Annotated in this window: 16 protein-coding genes, 1 tRNA gene and 1 pseudogene; 10 read left to right on the forward strand and 8 right to left on the reverse strand. The window is 51.7% G+C overall.

Going from position 1 to position 17365, the window contains the following annotated elements:
• Position 1 precedes the first annotated feature (1 nt).
• From BCM14_RS08340 to BCM14_RS08350, 3 genes are read left to right on the forward strand one after another with little or no spacing between them, the layout of a single operon-like run.
• Entirely contained in the window at positions 2 to 796 is a 795-nt protein-coding gene (locus BCM14_RS08340; protein ID WP_106227555.1) for a thymidylate synthase, read from the forward strand.
• Positions 797 to 800: 4 nt separating this feature from the next.
• Positions 801 to 1283 carry a dihydrofolate reductase gene (locus tag BCM14_RS08345; protein ID WP_106227556.1) on the forward strand — a complete coding sequence of 161 codons (483 nt, stop codon included), beginning with the start codon at positions 801 to 803 and terminating at the stop codon, positions 1281 to 1283.
• Positions 1284 to 1314: 31 nt separating this feature from the next.
• A complete protein-coding gene (locus tag BCM14_RS08350) occupies positions 1315 to 3216 on the forward strand; it encodes a DUF945 family protein (protein ID WP_106227557.1) in 1902 nt (633 codons plus the stop codon).
• Here the strand turns inward: BCM14_RS08350 and gcvH are convergent.
• From gcvH to apbC, 5 genes are all read right to left on the reverse strand, one after another.
• Entirely contained in the window at positions 3213 to 3590 is a 378-nt protein-coding gene (gcvH, locus tag BCM14_RS08355) for a glycine cleavage system protein GcvH (RefSeq protein WP_106227558.1), read from the reverse strand. The genes BCM14_RS08350 and gcvH overlap by 4 nt on opposite strands.
• Before the next feature lie 36 nt (positions 3591 to 3626).
• Positions 3627 to 4865, reverse strand: coding sequence for a BaiN/RdsA family NAD(P)/FAD-dependent oxidoreductase (locus BCM14_RS08360; protein WP_106227559.1), 1239 nt, complete (start codon positions 4863 to 4865; stop codon positions 3627 to 3629).
• 33 nt (positions 4866 to 4898) lie between these two features.
• The gene (locus BCM14_RS08365; protein WP_106227560.1) at positions 4899 to 7160 is read right to left on the reverse strand and encodes an arginine/lysine/ornithine decarboxylase; all 2262 of its coding nucleotides are present in this window, start codon (positions 7158 to 7160) and stop codon (positions 4899 to 4901) included.
• Between the two features lie 111 nt (positions 7161 to 7271).
• Positions 7272 to 7838 carry a dCTP deaminase gene (dcd, locus tag BCM14_RS08370; RefSeq protein WP_106227561.1) on the reverse strand — a complete coding sequence of 189 codons (567 nt, stop codon included), beginning with the start codon at positions 7836 to 7838 and terminating at the stop codon, positions 7272 to 7274.
• A 65-nt stretch (positions 7839 to 7903) separates the two neighbouring features.
• A complete protein-coding gene (gene apbC, locus BCM14_RS08375; RefSeq protein ID WP_106227562.1) occupies positions 7904 to 8986 on the reverse strand; it encodes an iron-sulfur cluster carrier protein ApbC in 1083 nt (360 codons plus the stop codon).
• Positions 8987 to 9067: 81 nt separating this feature from the next.
• Between apbC and BCM14_RS08380 the strand changes: the two genes are divergently transcribed.
• Genes BCM14_RS08380 through metG form a run of 4 tightly spaced genes read left to right on the forward strand, consistent with a single transcriptional unit; the run spans position 9068 to position 12687 of the window.
• Positions 9068 to 9346 carry a hypothetical protein gene (locus tag BCM14_RS08380; protein WP_106227563.1) on the forward strand — a complete coding sequence of 93 codons (279 nt, stop codon included), beginning with the start codon at positions 9068 to 9070 and terminating at the stop codon, positions 9344 to 9346.
• Positions 9347 to 9352: 6 nt separating this feature from the next.
• Positions 9353 to 9997, forward strand: a complete 645-nt coding sequence (locus BCM14_RS08385; protein WP_106227564.1) for a chromate transporter — start codon at positions 9353 to 9355, stop codon at positions 9995 to 9997.
• Positions 9994 to 10545: a chromate transporter gene (locus tag BCM14_RS08390; RefSeq protein ID WP_106227565.1), complete on the forward strand. Its 552-nt coding sequence runs from the start codon at positions 9994 to 9996 to the stop codon at positions 10543 to 10545. The genes BCM14_RS08385 and BCM14_RS08390 overlap by 4 nt, the downstream gene beginning before the upstream one ends.
• Positions 10546 to 10599: 54 nt before the next feature.
• Positions 10600 to 12687, forward strand: a complete 2088-nt coding sequence (gene metG, locus BCM14_RS08395; protein WP_106227566.1) for a methionine--tRNA ligase — start codon at positions 10600 to 10602, stop codon at positions 12685 to 12687.
• A gap of 58 nt (positions 12688 to 12745) precedes the next feature.
• Here metG and BCM14_RS08400 read toward each other — a convergent pair whose 3' ends face one another.
• Positions 12746 to 13486: a sulfurtransferase gene (locus BCM14_RS08400; protein WP_106227567.1), complete on the reverse strand. Its 741-nt coding sequence runs from the start codon at positions 13484 to 13486 to the stop codon at positions 12746 to 12748.
• 16 nt (positions 13487 to 13502) lie between these two features.
• A tRNA-Gly gene (locus BCM14_RS08405) sits at positions 13503 to 13576 on the reverse strand.
• Between the two features lie 93 nt (positions 13577 to 13669).
• Here BCM14_RS08405 and thiS point away from each other — a divergent pair.
• The 3 genes and pseudogenes from thiS (at position 13670) to BCM14_RS08420 (ending at position 15883) form a co-directional block, all read left to right on the forward strand.
• Positions 13670 to 13870, forward strand: a complete 201-nt coding sequence (gene thiS, locus BCM14_RS08410; protein WP_106227568.1) for a sulfur carrier protein ThiS — start codon at positions 13670 to 13672, stop codon at positions 13868 to 13870.
• A gap of 8 nt (positions 13871 to 13878) precedes the next feature.
• Positions 13879 to 14544 (forward strand): annotated as a pseudogene (gene trmB, locus BCM14_RS08415) (tRNA (guanosine(46)-N7)-methyltransferase TrmB); the annotation flags it as partial.
• A 100-nt stretch (positions 14545 to 14644) separates the two neighbouring features.
• Positions 14645 to 15883 (forward strand): alkaline phosphatase family protein, encoded by a 1239-nt coding sequence (locus tag BCM14_RS08420; protein ID WP_106227570.1) that lies wholly within the window; start codon positions 14645 to 14647, stop codon positions 15881 to 15883.
• Between the two features lie 57 nt (positions 15884 to 15940).
• Here the strand turns inward: BCM14_RS08420 and ffh are convergent, their stop codons facing one another.
• On the reverse strand, positions 15941 to 17353 hold the full coding sequence (ffh, locus tag BCM14_RS08425; protein WP_106227571.1) for a signal recognition particle protein: 1413 nt from the start codon (positions 17351 to 17353) through the stop codon (positions 15941 to 15943).
• Positions 17354 to 17365 lie beyond the last annotated feature (12 nt).

Raw genomic sequence — 17365 nt, forward strand, 5'->3', positions numbered from 1 at the left:
GATGAACCAATACGAAAACTTCATGCGGCATGTCTATACCAAGGGGACTGACAAGTCAGACCGCACAGGAACCGGCACGCGTTCGATATTTGGTCATCAGATGCGCTTTGATTTGCAAGAAGGCTTCCCGCTGATCACGACTAAAAAGCTTCACACGCGCAGCATTTTTGTCGAGCTGCTCTGGTTCTTGCGTGGTGATTCAAACGTGCGATGGCTGCAAGAGAGAGGCGTCAGTATCTGGGATGAATGGGCAGGGGCCGATGGCGAATTAGGCCCCGTCTATGGTGTGCAGTGGCGCTCATGGCCAACGCCTGACGGACGGCATATCGATCAAATCAGCCAAGTACTGGATCAAATTCGCCAAACACCAGATTCGCGCAGACTGATCGTGTCTGCCTGGAATGTTGCAGAAATCAAAAACATGGCATTACCGCCATGCCACGCATTTTTTCAATTTTACGTGGCCGACGGCAAACTATCGTGCCAGCTGTATCAACGCAGTGCGGATATTTTTCTAGGCGTGCCATTCAATATTGCGAGCTACGCCCTGCTCACCCACATGGTTGCTCAGCAATGCAATTTAGCGGTCGGCGATTTTATCTGGACAGGTGGTGACTGCCACATCTACAGCAATCATTTTGAGCAAGTAGCGCTGCAGCTATCGCGCGAAGCCTTCCCGTACCCCAAACTCGTTATTCAGCGCAAACCAGACTCCCTGTTCGATTATCAGTTCGAGGATTTTGTCATCGAAAACTACGAACATCATCCCCATATCAAAGCACCTGTTGCGGTCTGATCCCATGCGCCTATCCTTAATCGTCGCGTACGCCAAAAACAGAGTCATTGGGCGCAACAACACATTACCTTGGTCATTGCCAGGGGATTTGGCTCACTTTAAGCGGACAACACTTGGCTGCCCCATCATCATGGGCCGCAAAACCTGGGAGTCACTTGGACGACCGCTTCCGGGCCGTCGCAACATCGTTATTAGCCGTAACGCGAACTACGTAGCGAATGGCGCGGAAGTGGTCAGCGACTTGGCGACGGCTCAAGCATTAGTGAGCGAAGCGATTGAAGCATTTGTAATTGGTGGCGAGCAGATATACGACGCAGCCTTGCCGTGTGCCGACCGTATCGTCGCAACCGAAATCAGCGCCTCAATCGAAGGCGATGCGCACTTCAGCGATCTGGATCCGAAAGCTTGGCAAGAAGCGTCTCGGGTTTCACAAACGCCTGAAAATGGAATCGAATATGACATTGTTGAATATCTGAGACGCCATTGATCGTGAACAAACTCATCCTTCCGGGCTCCACTTGAAAAAAACACTCCTTTCTAGCTTAGGCGGCGTCCTGTTATTGATTGTCGTCGTCTACTCGATCATCACTTGGTGGTCAGGGGATCACATTGAGCAAGATACCCGCAATGGGATTGAGGTGCTAAACGAACGCCTGGCCGATAGCGGCTTGGGGCCCTTTACGATCAAAGAGATTGACTATAAAAGAGGTGTGTTTTCCAGTGAGGCTGTTTATGTCGTATCGCTTGCGTCTGCCACCCCTGATGCCCAACCCATCGACCTCAAGATTCGCAGCAAGATAGACCACGGACCATTACCGTTACGTTCTCTGCTGAACGCTCAGTTCGCGCCTCATCTTGCCGTTATTCACAGTTCACTAGAACCGACGCCATACACAGAGAAACTATTTGAGTACACAAAAGGTCGTCCTTTCATCGAAGGACAGACTTTGTTAGATCTGAATGGCGACGCACACAGTGACTGGACTCTGTTGCCCCTCGATGTTGCTCAGAACGGCGTACACACTGTCTTTAGCGGTGCAAAAATCAAAGTCAATGTTGGGGCCAACCTGAAGACTTGGCAGACCGAGGCTGAACTTGCGTCCTTGGATTTGACAGGTACCGCGCTGACCGTCTCCTTGCGTGGCGTGCGGTCTTACAACAACAGTCAGGATAATCCGACAGGGGTGAGCGTTGGCACACGTGGCGTCGCCATTAACGACCTGCAGATCAAACGAGCTGGGCTACCGAACCTGAAACTAACGGATTTGCAGAGCCGCTTCATTTTGAACGAAAACGAAAAGTTACTCGATGGTGTGTTCAGTTACGACGCAGGTTCACTCATAATCGGCACCAAGGATCTGGGCAAATTAAATCTACTGGCATCTTTTGACCATCTGGACGCAGAGACGGTGAAATCTCTGGCTAATTTTTTCGGCAGTATTTGGCTACGATCGCTGAGCAATGCCCCTGACCAAGAACTCATTACCAGCTCTGACGTCAAAGCTTTTTGGCAACAAATGCAGGTTTTACTAAAAGACAAACCATCGTTCCACCTCAACCCGGTCTCATTAAAAAGCAGCACTGGTGAAAGTAAACTAGAACTGCATCTTGCAATGGCTCCCGCAGAAGTCAAACCAAGTGGTGTTGGTTTAACCAGCAATCCGCTCGGGGCTTTTCATGCGAGCCTAAATGTATCGCGACAGCTCGCGCTTACGATTTGGTCCGAAATCAAACGTGCGGACGGTATGCCAGAAAATAAGGCGCAGCAAGCGGCAGAGAAAGAAATCAACACTGCACTTTTCTTGGCCAGTATTGCGAAGCTAGTCAGGGTTTCTGGCGATAGTTTAAGTGCCAGTCTGACTCTGGATCAAAATGTTTTCAAACTCAACGGCAACAGCACGTCTGCCAGTGGGTTTTTGGCCTGGCTAGAGGCGACAACGCCGCAAGGTTGGCTATCAAGCAATGCGCCGACAGCACAAGAAGACCCTGACGATGCGATATCCAAGCGCAACTTTGATCCGCAATCCTTGATTGAGATTCTGACGTCTCAGGGACGCAAGTTTGAGCAACGAAAGGATGACCAGAGTGATCCTGTTATTCAGATTGCGCCAGAAGATACGGGAGCCACCAGACTTGAGTTTGTTTTTGTCGGGTGCGGCAGTGACCCGACTTGCGAAGATGTAGTGCTAAGGGCCATCTACGAACCGAAAAAGCCCCTGGCTACCAAGCGAGTTAGTGACTGGAATCAAGACCACAGTTTGGCAAAAGCACGAATCAATACAAGTCAAGAGCCAGTGCTTGAAATGGATATTAGTACTTATGGCGGTCTCAGCAAAGATTCAATGCAGTCGATGGTGAGTGATTTTTTTGGCTTAGTTAAGGACTTTAACAAAGCACTGAACCAAAAGGTCGGCGACTAGTCTTGCGCAATGGCCTCATAAGACGAAGCGTCAAGAAGCTTGTCTGCGTCTGACATCTGATCTGGTTTGATCTTAAAAATCCAGGTTCCATAAGGATCTTCATTGATAAGATCGGGGGTGTCATTCAGGGCATCATTGAAAGCAAGGATTTCACCCGAGACTGGTGCATGGATATCCGATGCTGCTTTAACCGATTCAACCACGCCAGCCACTGCGCCAGCTGTCAATTTGCCACCCACTTTGACATCACCGACGAACACCAGATCGCCTAATTGTTCTTGGGCAGGATCCGAGATGCCAACCAGCATCAAATCACCCTCTGCTTTGATCCATTCGTGAGTGCTTGCATATCGACGATCGTTTGGTATGTTCATGACAGCCCCGCTAGTTTGCGCTGATCCTCATTGTATCTAAAGACCTTTGGCACACGCGACGGCGGATGCCCAAGCCCACTGAAAGTTATAACCACCCAACCAACCGGTGACATCCACGACTTCTCCGATGAAATGCAAGCCTGGACGCGCCTTAGCTTGCATCGTGCGCTGATCCAGATCTCTCGTGTCTACCCCACCTCGCATGACTTCTGCTTTTTTGTAGCCAGCAGTGCCTGAGGGCGTAAGTGTCCAGCCATGGATACGGGTCGCCAACTCGCGTATCCACTTGTCGCCGGCATCCGCCAGTTTACTGGCCGAACTTTCGCCTAACCATTGCTCGGTTAAGCGTCGGGGCCAGAGATTCGCCAGCACCGTCCCAAGTTGTTGTTTGTTGCCAGCTTTACTTGCGATCAGTTCATCGCCCAAGTGTCGACCAGGGGCAAGGTTTAAGCGTATGGCCTGACCTGGCTGCCAATAGCTCGATATCTGCAAAATACCAGGGCCAGACAAGCCGCGATGCGTGAATAAAACATCTTCTAAGAACGAAGTAACGGGACGATCAGTGCCTGTGGTCACTTCGGCCTCTAGCGCTAGTCCCGACAGTTCGCCAAATGGGGCCCAATCATCACCATTGAAAACCAGCGGCACCAGCGCTGGTCTGGGATCGATGACCTTCAGGCCGAACTGACGGGCGACTTTCAAACCCCAGTCTGTAGCGCCTAATTGCGGAATAGCCAAACCACCTGTAGCGATCACCAACGAAGTGACTTCGATCAGGCCTTGATCTGTCAACACCCGAAACCGAGCGGGTTTGCCAGTCGTTGCCCGTTCGACTGACGAATCAGCCGCCGCCAACTCTATCGCTTGAATCGCATCCACCTTACATGGCATGCGCCACTGCACCTGGCCATGCTCACATTCAGTCCGCAACATGGAGATGATGTCTTCGCTACTGTCATCACAGAACAGTTGGCCTTTGTGCTTCTCGTGCCAGGGGATTCCATGTTGATTAACCAACTCGAGGAAATCCTGAGGTGTGTACGCCGCCAGCGCTGATTTGCAAAAATGAGGGTTAGCCGAAATGAAATTCGCAGGAAGCACGTCGCGATTGGTGAAATTGCAGCGACCCCCGCCAGAGATCCGGATTTTTTCAGCCAACTTGCTTGCATGATCAATCAACACGACTTTCAAACCGCGTTGACCCGCTTGTGCTGCACACATCATGCCAGCGGCACCTGCCCCAATCACTGCTACATCAAAGCGTTGAGTGCTCATCCTGAAGGCGCCCCCAACGCACGCAGATCAACATTACTCTTCAATGATGCAATCAACGTAATAACGCTTGTCGCCGTTTGGCAACGTATCTTCAGCCAAACCATGGATGTAGGTCTCAAACCCTGGGAACTGGGCATTGAACTCGCGAGCGAATTGCAGATACTGGACGATACGCTGGTTAAACCGTTCGCCTGGTATCAGCAATGGGATGCCGGGTGGATATGGCGTCAACAGAACACCAGTCACCCGACCCTCTAGATCATCGATGGATACCCGCTCAACTTCACGGTGAGCCATCTTGGCGAAAGCATCTGAAGGTTTGAGCGCGGGGACCATATCGCTCAGGTACATTTCAGTCGTTAACCGAGCCACGTCGTGCTTGCGGTAAGCCGCGTGAATCAACTGGCACAAATCCTTCAGACCCATGCGTTCGTACTTGCGGTGCACCTTACAGAAGTCGGGCAGGATTTTCCAGAGCGGGTGATTGCGATCGTAATCATCCTTGAACTGTTGCAACGCCGTCAGTAAGGTGTTCCAGCGACCCTTGGTAATGCCGATGGTGAACATGATGAAGAAAGAATACAGACCGGTCTTCTCAACCACCACGCCGTGCTCGGTCAAAAACTTCGACACGAGGGCAGCAGGGATGCCCGTCTCACCAAAGCTGCCCGACATATCCAGACCCGGCGTCACGACGGTCGCTTTGATGGGATCAAGCATATTGAAATCTTTGGCGAGATCACCGAAGCCATGCCAGTGGGCATTGGATTCAAGCATCCAGTCTTGCTGCGTACCAATGCCATCCGCCACCAGCTGATCGGGTTCCCACAAGGTAAACCACCAATCATCGGCACCGTATTCAAGATCCACCTTGCGCATCGCGCGCCTGAAGTCGAGTGCTTCGCGAATACTTTCCTCCACCAAGGCAGTGCCGCCTGGCGCTTCCATCATCGCTGCAGCGACGTCGCACGACGCGATAATCGCGTATTGCGGCGAGGTCGACGTATGCATCAAATAGGCTTCATTGAAGATATTTCGGTCAAGCTTGCGCGACTCGGACTCTTGCACAATGATTTGAGATGCTTGCGAAATACCAGCCAGCAATTTGTGTGTGGAGTGAGTCGCAAACACCATTGCTTTGGGGCTACGTGGCCGATTTGGGCCGATGGCATGCATGTCTTCATAGAACTCATGGAACGCAGCATGCGGCAACCAGGCCTCATCAAAATGCAGGGTATCGATCATATTGCCAAGCTTCTGCTTGATCATTTCAACGTTATAGATCACCCCGTCGTAGGTACTTTGCGTCAACGTCAGGATGCGTGGCTCTTTATCCTTAACCTTACGTGCGAATGGATTAGCTTCAATCTTTTTAAGAATGTTTTCTGGTTCGAATTCGCTCAGAGGGATGGGGCCGATAATCCCTAAATGATTGCGGGTCGGACGCAAAAAGACGGGGATTGCGCCGGTCATCGTGATTGCGTGCAAAATCGACTTGTGACAGTTGCGATCAACCACGACGATGTCATCTGCAGCAACGTTGGCATGCCAGACAACCTTGTTGGAGGTCGATGTGCCATTTGTGATGAAGTAGCAGTGATCGGCATGAAAAATACGCGCCGCATTGATTTCAGATTCAGCAATCGGGCCTGTATGGTCGAGCAACTGACCTAACTCGTCGACTGCATTACAAACGTCTGCGCGCAGCATGTTTTCACCGAAGAACTGGTGAAACATCTGCCCAACGGGACTTTTTAAGAAAGCCACACCGCCCGAATGCCCAGGGCAGTGCCAGGAATACGAACCATCTTGGGCGTATTTAACCAACTCTCGGAAAAACGGTGGCGGCAGGCTATCAATATAGGCCCGCGCTTCGCGGATGATATGCCTGGCTACAAACTCGGGCGTATCCTCGAACATATGAATAAAACCGTGCAGTTCGCGCAGAATGTCATTCGGGATATGAGCTGAAGTGCGGGTTTCGCCGTAAAGATAAATCGGTATGTCTTCGTTACGAAAGCGAAGTTCGCCAATGAAAGCGCGCAAGTTCTTGATCGCTCCCGCCACATCCTCAGGCGAGTCGACATCAAATTCTTCGTCATCGATCGACAGAATGAACGCACTCGCACGACTTTGCTGTTGAGCAAAAGAGCTCAAATCACCATAGCTGGTGACGCCAATGACTTCCATGCCTTCTTCTTCAATCGCTGCGGCTAGCGCGCGCACACCCAGACCAGAAGCGTTCTCTGAGCGGTAGTCTTCGTCAATGATAAAAATGGGGAAACGAAACTTCATGGCGTTGACTCCGCAGAGGGTCTAAATAAATAAGGGTCTAATGACGGCGTTTTAATAAAACGGGTCGTAGTGTAATACCCACAGACGGCTTTTTAATGACAGCCGTCGCACTCAAGTTCGAGGCAATGTAACGCCCAACTGACCTTGATATTTACCGCCCCGGTCTTTATAAGAAGTTGAACAGATTTCGTCACTTTCGAAGAAAAGCATCTGCGCGCAACCCTCGCCCGCATAAATTTTTGCTGGCAATGGGGTGGTGTTAGAGAATTCTAGCGTCACGTGGCCTTCCCACTCAGGCTCAAGCGGGGTGACGTTGACGATGATGCCGCAACGAGCATAGGTGCTTTTGCCCAGGCATATGGTCAAGACACTGCGCGGGATCCGGAAGTACTCGACGGTTCGCGCCAAAGCGAAGGAGTTGGGGGGAATGATGCAGATATCACCCTTGAAATCGACAAAAGACTTTTCGTCGAAGTTCTTAGGATCAACAATCGTCGAGTTGATATTGGTGAATATCTTGAACTCATCGGCGCAACGTACATCGTAACCATAGCTACTGGTGCCATAGCTGACAATGCGGCCGGACGCGTTTTCACGTACCTGGCCAGGCTCGAAGGGTTCAATCATGCCCTGACTCATCGCGGTTCGACGAATCCAGTGGTCGCTTTTAATACTCATGCCAACGTCCCAGTTAAAAGGATCAAGACCGCGGATTTTACTCTTGTCGCGTGCAGTTTTTTCGTTTAAACGCGCTTGACCGCTATCGTGCCGAATTTCTCACTCATATCGCGTGGCAAGTGAGCGACCCGGGCCGCCACCTGCAGGGCGATATCTTGGTATATCGCTGCCGCCTGACTATGGGGATCAGAAATCACTGTGGGCATGCCTTGGTCTGACTGACTACGAATGGACATGGATAATGGCAGGCTACCCAAGCAATGCGTGTGAAACTCTGTCGCCATGCGTTTACCGCCATCCTCACCGAAAATGTGCTCAGTATGGCCGCAATTTGAGCAGATATGCACAGCCATATTCTCGATAATCCCCAGGATAGGGACTTCGACTTTCTCGAACATGCGCAGGCCTTTGCGGGCGTCGAGCAGGGCGATATCCTGGGGGGTGGTGACAATCACAGCGGCAACGACAGGCACTTTTTGTGCAAGGGTCAAGGCAATATCGCCAGTACCTGGTGGCATATCGACGATCAGGTAATCCAGATCGACCCAGTCCGTTTGCCGCAATAATTGCTCTAAAGCCTGCGTCACCATGGGACCACGCCAGATTGCTGGTGAGTCTGGACTGATCAGAAAACCGATCGAATTGCACTGCAAGCCATGGCCAATCAGGGGCTCCATTGTCTTGCCGTTACTGGCAGGCTTATCGTCCACACCCAATAGCGTGGGCACGCTTGGCCCGTAAATATCGGCGTCCAGCAAGCCCACGCGCGCACCTTGCGCCTGCAGGGCCAAAGCCAAGTTGACGGCGGTTGTGCTTTTTCCAACGCCACCTTTACCGGACGCGACGGCAATGATGTTTTTAACGTTAGGTACCCGGTCAACACCGGGTCGAATCGCATGCGACAACACCTTGATTGAGATCTCTACCTTGACTACCGCGGCACCGACTGACTGCAGACGCTCAATTAAGTGAGCTCGCAACGCGGCACCTTGATCAGGACAGTGATAGCCCAGATTAAATTTCAGGCTGACCTGATCCCCATTGATCTCAATTTGATTATCCTTGACGAGTGCGGACACGCTGGCATGACTATGAGGGTCAATGGTTTCATCAAGCGCCAGGCGCACGTCAGTCAGCGTTACACTCATTTCAGTTTTCCATTCGATTCAGTTATTGCGATTCGGTTAAAACGCTTTTGTTAGTACACTTATTTCACGCATTGGGGTCTTATGCCAGCATTGATACCGAAGATTTTTCGCTTGCTAGCGATTGTTATTGCTACCGTGATTGGTTTATGCATGGCGCTCATTTTTATCTGCTCAAGCGTCATTGCAATCACTGTATTGCTGATCACTGGCAAGATCGCTGGACGCCCCTCTGCAATCAAAGAATACTTCAAGCGGGCGCAAGCGGCTCGCAAACCCGTATACCGGGAAGGTGCTTTTCAAGCTCGTTCGTTCAAACCACACGCTGACATCATTGATGTCGAGGCCAAAGAAATCAAGTAAACCGTCATGCATTCACCTAAGTACGATTCACCTCGTCACGCATCGCCTGAACACGATCAGACGCTTCAAGTGTCTGGCTCGTCAGCCAACCTGACGGGCGAGAAACCAGTGCCAAATCGAGTCATTGGACTGAGCGAGTTGTTTCGTGGTTTCGCAACGATTGGTTTACTGGGCTTTGGAGGGGTAGCCGCCGCGGCGCACCACGTGATTGTTGAGCGTTATCAGTGGCTGACAGACAAAGAGTACGCCACGGTCTTGGGCATTGGGCAAGTCTTGCCCGGGGCAAACACCGTTAATGCCGCTGTCATGATCGGTGACCGCTATCAAGGGGTAAAAGGTTCAGTAGTCTGCGTACTAGGGATCATGCTGCTGCCGATCATTATTTTGGTGGGGCTTGCAACGCTTTACAACCAGTTCGCTCAGATCCCCGCTGTTAACGATGCGCTGACTGGCGCAGCGGCCGCCGCAGCGGGCTTGGTGATCGGTACGGGCTTAAAAATGGCCAGGCGCCTCAAACCCGGGTTGGTAGCTGGTCTGATTATTCTGCTCGTTCTTGCGGGCGTAGCGGGCATGCATTGGCCAATGATTCAGGTAATACCCGTTTTGGTGCCGCTTGCCTTGTTGTTGACTTTCGCGTGGGATAAAAAATGATTGATCCCCTCATCCTCTGGCAGATGGTACGCAGCTTTGTCATGATCTCGTTGATGGCGATTGGGGGCATGAACGCCACCGTTTCAGCCGTTTTGCATGAGGTCGTCGATAAACTGCACTGGATGAACTCAGCTGAATTCATGCATCTGTTCACCGTCGCACAAATCACGCCTGGCCCGAATGTCGTCTTTATCAGCCTGCTTGGGTGGCAGCTTGCCGGCTGGAAAGGGTTACTGGTTGCTACCCTGTCGATTTTGGCCCTGCCCTGTCTTTTAGCTTTCGGGGTGGGCCGCATGGCAAACCGGGTCGGTGGCTCGCGCGGCTTTCGCTTGCTTCAGAATGCGCTGGTGCCGATCGCAGTCGGACTGGTGATCGCCAGTGGGCTCGACCTTGCTCAAGCTGCTCATCGCGGCTGGTTAACAGCCCTCATCACCGCCGTAAACCTCGTGGTGACCTTTTACACCAAAGCAAATCCGATCTGGGGTTTGGCTGCGAGCGCCCTCGTTACGGTGGTTGCTGGTCACACAGGATTGATCCATTTCTCGTAAATAGCCGGCTTGCCTTAAAATGAGCGGCTTGATCTCTACTTGCCGGCTCGATTCATGTCACGCACCATCTTTGTCACGACCGCATTGCCCTACGCCAATGGTTCTTTTCACATTGGCCACATCATGGAATACATTCAGGCTGATATCTGGGTGCGCGCCATGCGTATGGCAGGTCACACCGTGCATTTTGTCGGCGCTGATGACACCCACGGCGCGCCAATCATGCTTAAAGCCGAAGCAGAAGGGATCACGCCACAAGAGCTCGTGGCCCGCATTGCGGCCGAGCGCCCCCAATACTTGAAAGGCTTTGAGATCGAATTTGATCACTGGCACTCGACCGACTCACCTGAAAACGTTGAACTCTCGCAATCGATTTATCGTCAGTTGCGGGCTGCCGGGTTAATCGAAACCAAACAGATCGAACAATTTTTTGACCCTATTAAGGGCATGTTTCTGCCCGATCGTTACATCAAAGGCGAATGCCCTAAATGCCATGCCAAAGATCAGTACGGCGACTCGTGTGAAGTTTGCGGTGCAGTGTATGCCCCCACCGATCTCATTGATCCTTACTCTACCTTGACTAACGCAAGGCCGGTGCTTAAGACGTCAGAACATTTTTTCTTTAGACTCTCTGATCCGAAGTGTGTCGCCTTTTTGCAGGATTGGACAACCGGTAGTAATGGCCAAGGCAACAAGCGCCTTCAATCCGAGGTGCTCGCCAAAACCCGCGAGTGGCTGGGTAGCGGCGCAGCAGACGCAGAGGCCAACTTAGGCGACTGGGATATCTCGCGTGATGCGCCCTACTTTGGCATTGAAATCCCCGATGCACCGGGCAAGTATTTTTACGTCTGGCTGGATGCCCCAGTCGGCTACTTGGCGTCTTTGAAAGCTTATTGCCAGAAGATAGGCATTGAATTTGACGTGTTGCTTGATCCTGAAGGCTCAACTGAGCAAGTGCATTTCATCGGCAAAGATATCGTTTATTTTCACGCCTTGTTCTGGCCTGCGATGCTGAAGTTTGCAGGTCGCAAAACACCCGACCAGCTGAATGTGCACGGGTTTATTACCGTGAGCGGTGAAAAAATGTCCAAGAGTCGTGGCACTGGCATTTCGCCCTTACGCTACCTCGACATCGGTATGAACCCCGAATGGATGCGTTATTACATTGCAGCCAAACTCAACGCACGGGTCGAAGATATTGACTTCAATCCTGACGATTTCATTGCGCGCGTCAACAGCGACCTGGTCGGCAAATACATCAATATCGCCAGTCGTGCTGCCAACTTTATCAGCAAATACTTTGACGGGGCGCTTGATTACACTTGCGACACTCAGCAACTATCGAACAGTTGGGTTGAGGCTACGAATAAAGTATGCGCGGATCTCGAGGCCAGAGAATACGGTCGCGCAATACGCGACGTCATGGCACACGCCGATCTGATTAATCAGGCTTTTGATACGGCTCAACCATGGCTGGTGGCTAAGGCACTCACCCCGGAAGACACGGCCAAGCGCGCCGAGTTGCAAGATATCTGCTCGCAGGCCTTAGCGGGCTTCAAGGCGCTGTCAGTCATGTTGGCTCCTATCCTTCCAGCGCTGAGCCATCGCGTGGCAACAGAGCTCTTTGGTCTGGATCGAGGCTTTGTCTGGGCCGATGCGGGCATCTTACCCACACAAATCAATGCCTTTAAGCACCTGATGCAACGCGTCGAGCCCACCATGCTTGACGCTTTGTTCGAACCACCCGCTGAGACGGTCGCAGCAGAGACACCCGTGTTGCCGGGTGGCGAAGAAATTGGCCCGACGATTTCGATTGACGACTTCACCAAGATTGATCTGCGGGTGGCTCGCATCGTCAACTGCGAGCACGTTGAGGGCGCGGCTAAACTGTTGCGCCTGACGCTCGATGTGGGCGAAGGTCGTCACCGCAATGTATTTTCAGGTATCAAATCCGCTTACAGCCCAGAGCAGCTGATCGGTCGGCTAACCGTGATGGTGGCCAACTTAGCGCCACGCAAAATGAAGTTCGGGATCTCTGAGGGCATGGTGTTAGCTGGCAGTCATGCCGATGACTCAGTCGATACGGGGATTTATTTGCTTGATCCGGCTTCGGGATCACAGCCCGGGATGAGAATCAGGTAAGACAAACAAGGGCTGGGAGCCGAGTCGGCGTTGACGCAAGACTGTTTCGCCGAACGCTCTAAGAAAGAGGATTGGGTTTAAGGTCTGGGTCTAGGGTTTCGCGCTCGTCAAAGACGAAACAATTGCCCTCGTAACCAATCCCGCCTGTCTCTTCGAAATATTTCAAAATACCGCCATCCAGCTGATAGACATCTTTTAAGCCAAGCTCTGCCATATAGATTGCCGCTTTCTCACAGCGGATACCGCCCGTACAAAAGCTGATCACGGTCTTGCCTTCAAGCTCAGCTTGATGGGTTTTGACCGCCTCTGGGAACTCAGTGAATTTAGTCAAATGCCAGTTAATGGCGTTTTTAAAAGTGCCTGCTTGCACTTCAAAGTCATTGCGTGTGTCGAGTAACACTACTTTTTGACCTGCATCATCATGGCCATTGGTAATCCATCTTGCCGCGGTCTGGGCGTCGACTGCCGGTGCCCGACCCTTGAGCGGGCGAATCGTCGGCTGATCCATACGGATAATCTCTGCCTTAATTTTGACCTTGAGTCGCTTGAAAGGTAAACCGTTAGATTCGCTATATTTGACTTCCAGCTCGGTGAACGCAGGGTCTTGCTGTAACCAGGCAAGAAACCCTGTAATGTGCGGCTGTATGCCTGCCAAAAATATATTGATACCTTCGTGGCTGAGCAACACAGTGCCTTTGAGCTCAAAGGCTGATGCCTGTTCAAACACGGCAAGCCGTCGTTGTTCTAGCTGATCGAGCTCAACGAATTTATAAGCTGCGATATTGAGGACTGCACTCATGATGTCTGCATAAACCTGGAGCGGGTGATGGGAATCGAACCCACGCTTGAGGCTTGGGAAGCCGCCGTTCTACCATTGAACTACACCCGCGAAGTGTTCGAGATTATACGGCAGACGCTCGCTTATTTATTTTAAGGACCGAGGTCACCAAGCTTAGCCTTTTGCCAGATTACAATGCGGCTCATGGAAATCTTGCTTAATGGCGCTGCAAAAACGCTCGCACAACCCACCACGATTGCCGAGTTAATTGAGCAACTCGGTTACACCGGCAAACGCATCGCGATCGAGCGAAACGGCGATATCGTGCCTAAAAGCTCGCACGCAACCACGACGCTTTGCGACGGCGACCGCCTTGAAATCGTTGTGGCTGTGGGGGGTGGTTGATGTTTACCACCCATATCCGCAGCTTTGTACATCGTCGCAGTCACATCACCCAGGGTCAGCAACAAGCACTGGATACATTACTCGCTAAGTGGGGCGTCAGCTACCAAACATCTCTGCTTGACTTAGAGGGCACGTTTGGTCGCCGTGCCGACACGATTCTTGAGATCGGCTTTGGCATGGGTGAAACAACCGAGCAGATTGCTTTGTCGCGGCCTCAGGACAATTTTCTGGGCGTTGAAGTGTTCAATGCAGGGGTGGGCTCATTGCTCAAACGGATAGAGGCCTCATCCGTTGGCAATGTTCGGATTATTCAGCACGATGCGGTCGAGGTGCTGCGCGACATGATTGCGCCCGATTCACTGGCGGGCGTTCATATTTACTTCCCTGACCCCTGGCCAAAATTACGTCATCACAAACGTCGCTTGGTTCAATCGCCGTTTATTCAGCTGCTAGCGAGTAGATTGAAACCCGGGGGCTACATCCACTGCGCAACCGACTGGGAACATTACGCGATGCAGATGCTTGCTGTGCTTGGGCAAGAACCGGCACTTGAGAATACCTGCGAGGGGTTTGCGCCCAGGCCTGAATATCGGCCACTTACCAAATTTGAAAGCCGCGGCCTGAGGCTCGGACATGGGGTTTGGGATGTGATCTTTAAACGCAAAGTTGACTGATAGGTCTGACAGTTAGCTTTCAGACCAATATGACTTTTTGTTAAATAAAAGCGTGCTAGCTTATTTCTATTCGTTCTCAACGTTATAGATACATCGGATCATGCGAACTTTAATCAGATTTACCTTGGTGTTGTTGGTTCTGGTGTTTTCTCACGCAAACGCCCAGAAGGCGGTCAACCAAACTGCTTCAACAGCTAGCCCAAAGAAGAATCTCGTTTTACTTATCAGTATTGATGGCTTCAGAAACGATTACTTCAATCGCGGCATTACCCCAAATCTGTTAGCGCTTGCGAACCAAGGCGCGCACGCGAAGAACTTTGAGCCGGTGTTCCCTTCAATTACTTTCCCCAATCATTATTCGCAAGTGACGGGGCTTTACCCCGACCATAACGGCATGGTGAATAACACCATGTACGACCCTGCCAAAACTGAGCAGGTTTTCAAGCTGTCAGATCGCAATGCCATTGAAAATCCTCTCTGGTGGGAAGAAGGCACCCCACTTTGGGTAACCATCCAGAAGCAAGGCAAAATTTCTTCGACGCTGTTTTGGGTTGGCTCTGAGGCTGTGAACCACGGCATGCAGCCCACTGACTGGCTCAGATACGACAACAACCTAAACTCATCAGGTAGGGCACAACAGTTGCTACGCTGGCTCGATCGGCCAGATCAGACTCGGGCTGATTTTGCGACGCTGTATTTTTCTGAGGTGGATTCTAAGGGCCATGAGTTTGGGCCAGATAGCGCTGAAGTCAATGCATCTATTGCCAATGTTGATCAAGTGATTGGCGAGGTCTTGAAAGGGCTGGATACGCTTGGCTTGAAGGATAAAACGACGCTAGTGATCACATCGGATCACGGCATGGCCAAGGTTGAGCCGGACCGTGGCATCGATCTATCGGTTTATACCCAGGGTGTGGCCAGTGCAAAGATTCAATGGACTGGGCCGCTGGCTGGATATGACGTCAGCGCAGCCGATAAGCCGGTATTGTTGAACAACTTGAAACAAGACAGCCACCTGACTTGCTGGGCAAAAGAAGCAATGCCTGCCAAATATCATTTCGGCACGCATCGCCGAATCCCTCAAGTCGTTTGCCTGGCGCAAGCCGGCTGGTCGACCATTGCGAAAGCAGGTCAAAAAGTCATCCCCGGTCAGCATGGCTACGATCCAGTCCAGCCAGACATGCAAGGGCTGTTTATCGCGCAAGGTCCCCAGATCAACAAGATACAACTCGATACTGTCAAAAATATCGATATCTACAACCTGTTAGTACATTTATTGAATGTGACTGGCGAGAAGAACGACGGGGACGATAAGCTCTACGAGCAAATCAAAAAATGAAATAGCCAATTTTTGGCATGACCAGTCAAGCAAAGCTGACCAACTCCTCGCCACTACTTACCGCCCAAACCCACCCATCTTGCCGAGCGCTTTCATCCCACCCATAGCGCGCATCATCTTGGCCATGCCGCCCTTTTTCATCTGCTTCATCATGCCCTGCATTTGCTCAAACTGATTGAGCATGCGATTGACTTCTTGTACGGGCACACCTGCCCCCGCAGCGATACGGCGTTTGCGTGAGGCCTTGAGGATCTCTGGTTTACTGCGCTCAGCCGGCGTCATTGAGTTGATGATGCCCTCGGTGCGACGCATTTGTTTTTCGGCTTGGCCACTTTGCATCTGACCTGCAGCCTGGGCAAATTGTGCTGGCAGCTTCTCAAGCAACGACCCCATATCGCCCATTTTTTTGACCTGTTGCAGCTGCTCTTTAAAATCATTCAGATCGAATTTATCGCCTGACTTGATCTTGGTCGCTAGCCTTTGGGCCTCGGCTACGTCAATGTTTTGATGTGCTTGTTCGACCAGCGACAGGATATCGCCCATGCCCAAAATCCGTTGCGCCATGCGCTCTGGATGAAAAGGCTCTAGCCCGGTCAACTTCTCTGATACACCAACAAATTTGAGTGGTTTGCCAGTCATGTGGCGCACTGACAAGGCCGCACCGCCGCGTGAATCACCATCGACTTTGGTCAACACTACACCGGTCAAAGGCAGGGCATCACCAAAGGCTTTGGCAGTGTTGATTGCATCCTGGCCCTGCATGGCATCAACCACAAACAAGGTTTCGATCGGATTAAGCAAGGTGTGCAAGGCTTTGATCTCAAGCATCATGGCTTCGTCGATGCCAAGGCGACCTGCGGTATCAACGATCAATACATCAAAGTGATGCCTCTTGGCGTAATCGACGGCCGCGCGGGCAATGTCTTCTGGCTTTTGGCTAGGGTCAGAGGGGATCCATTCAACACCGACTTGAGCGGCCACTGTTTTGAGCTGTTCAATCGCAGCTGGGCGATACACGTCAGCGCTGACCACAGCGACTTTCTTCTTGCCGGTTTTACGACCGTACTGAACATGACTGCCTTCTGATAACCACTTCGCTAACTTGCCGGTTGTGGTGGTTTTACCGGCGCCTTGCAAACCAGCCATCAAAATAATTGCTGGGGGCTGCATCGCCAGAGACAACTCACTGGCATCTGCCCCCAAATCGCCACCCATTAAGGCAGTCAGTTCCTGGTGCACCACTCCAACGAGCGCCTGACCCGGTGACAGGCTACCCACCACTGCTTCGCCGAGCGCTTTCTCTTTGACTTTGGCAATGAAATCCCTGACGACCGGCAAGGCCACGTCGGCCTCTAGCATCGCAAGGCGAACTTCGCGCAACATCTCTTGCATGTTGCTTTCAGTGAGTCTTGCCTCACCTCGCATCGTTTTGACGACACGGGCGAAGCGATCAGTCAGATTTTCAAGCATGGTTTTGCTGGT

Source organism: Jezberella montanilacus (assembly GCF_003003055.1).
Lineage (GTDB): Bacteria > Pseudomonadota > Gammaproteobacteria > Burkholderiales > Burkholderiaceae_B > Zwartia > Zwartia montanilacus.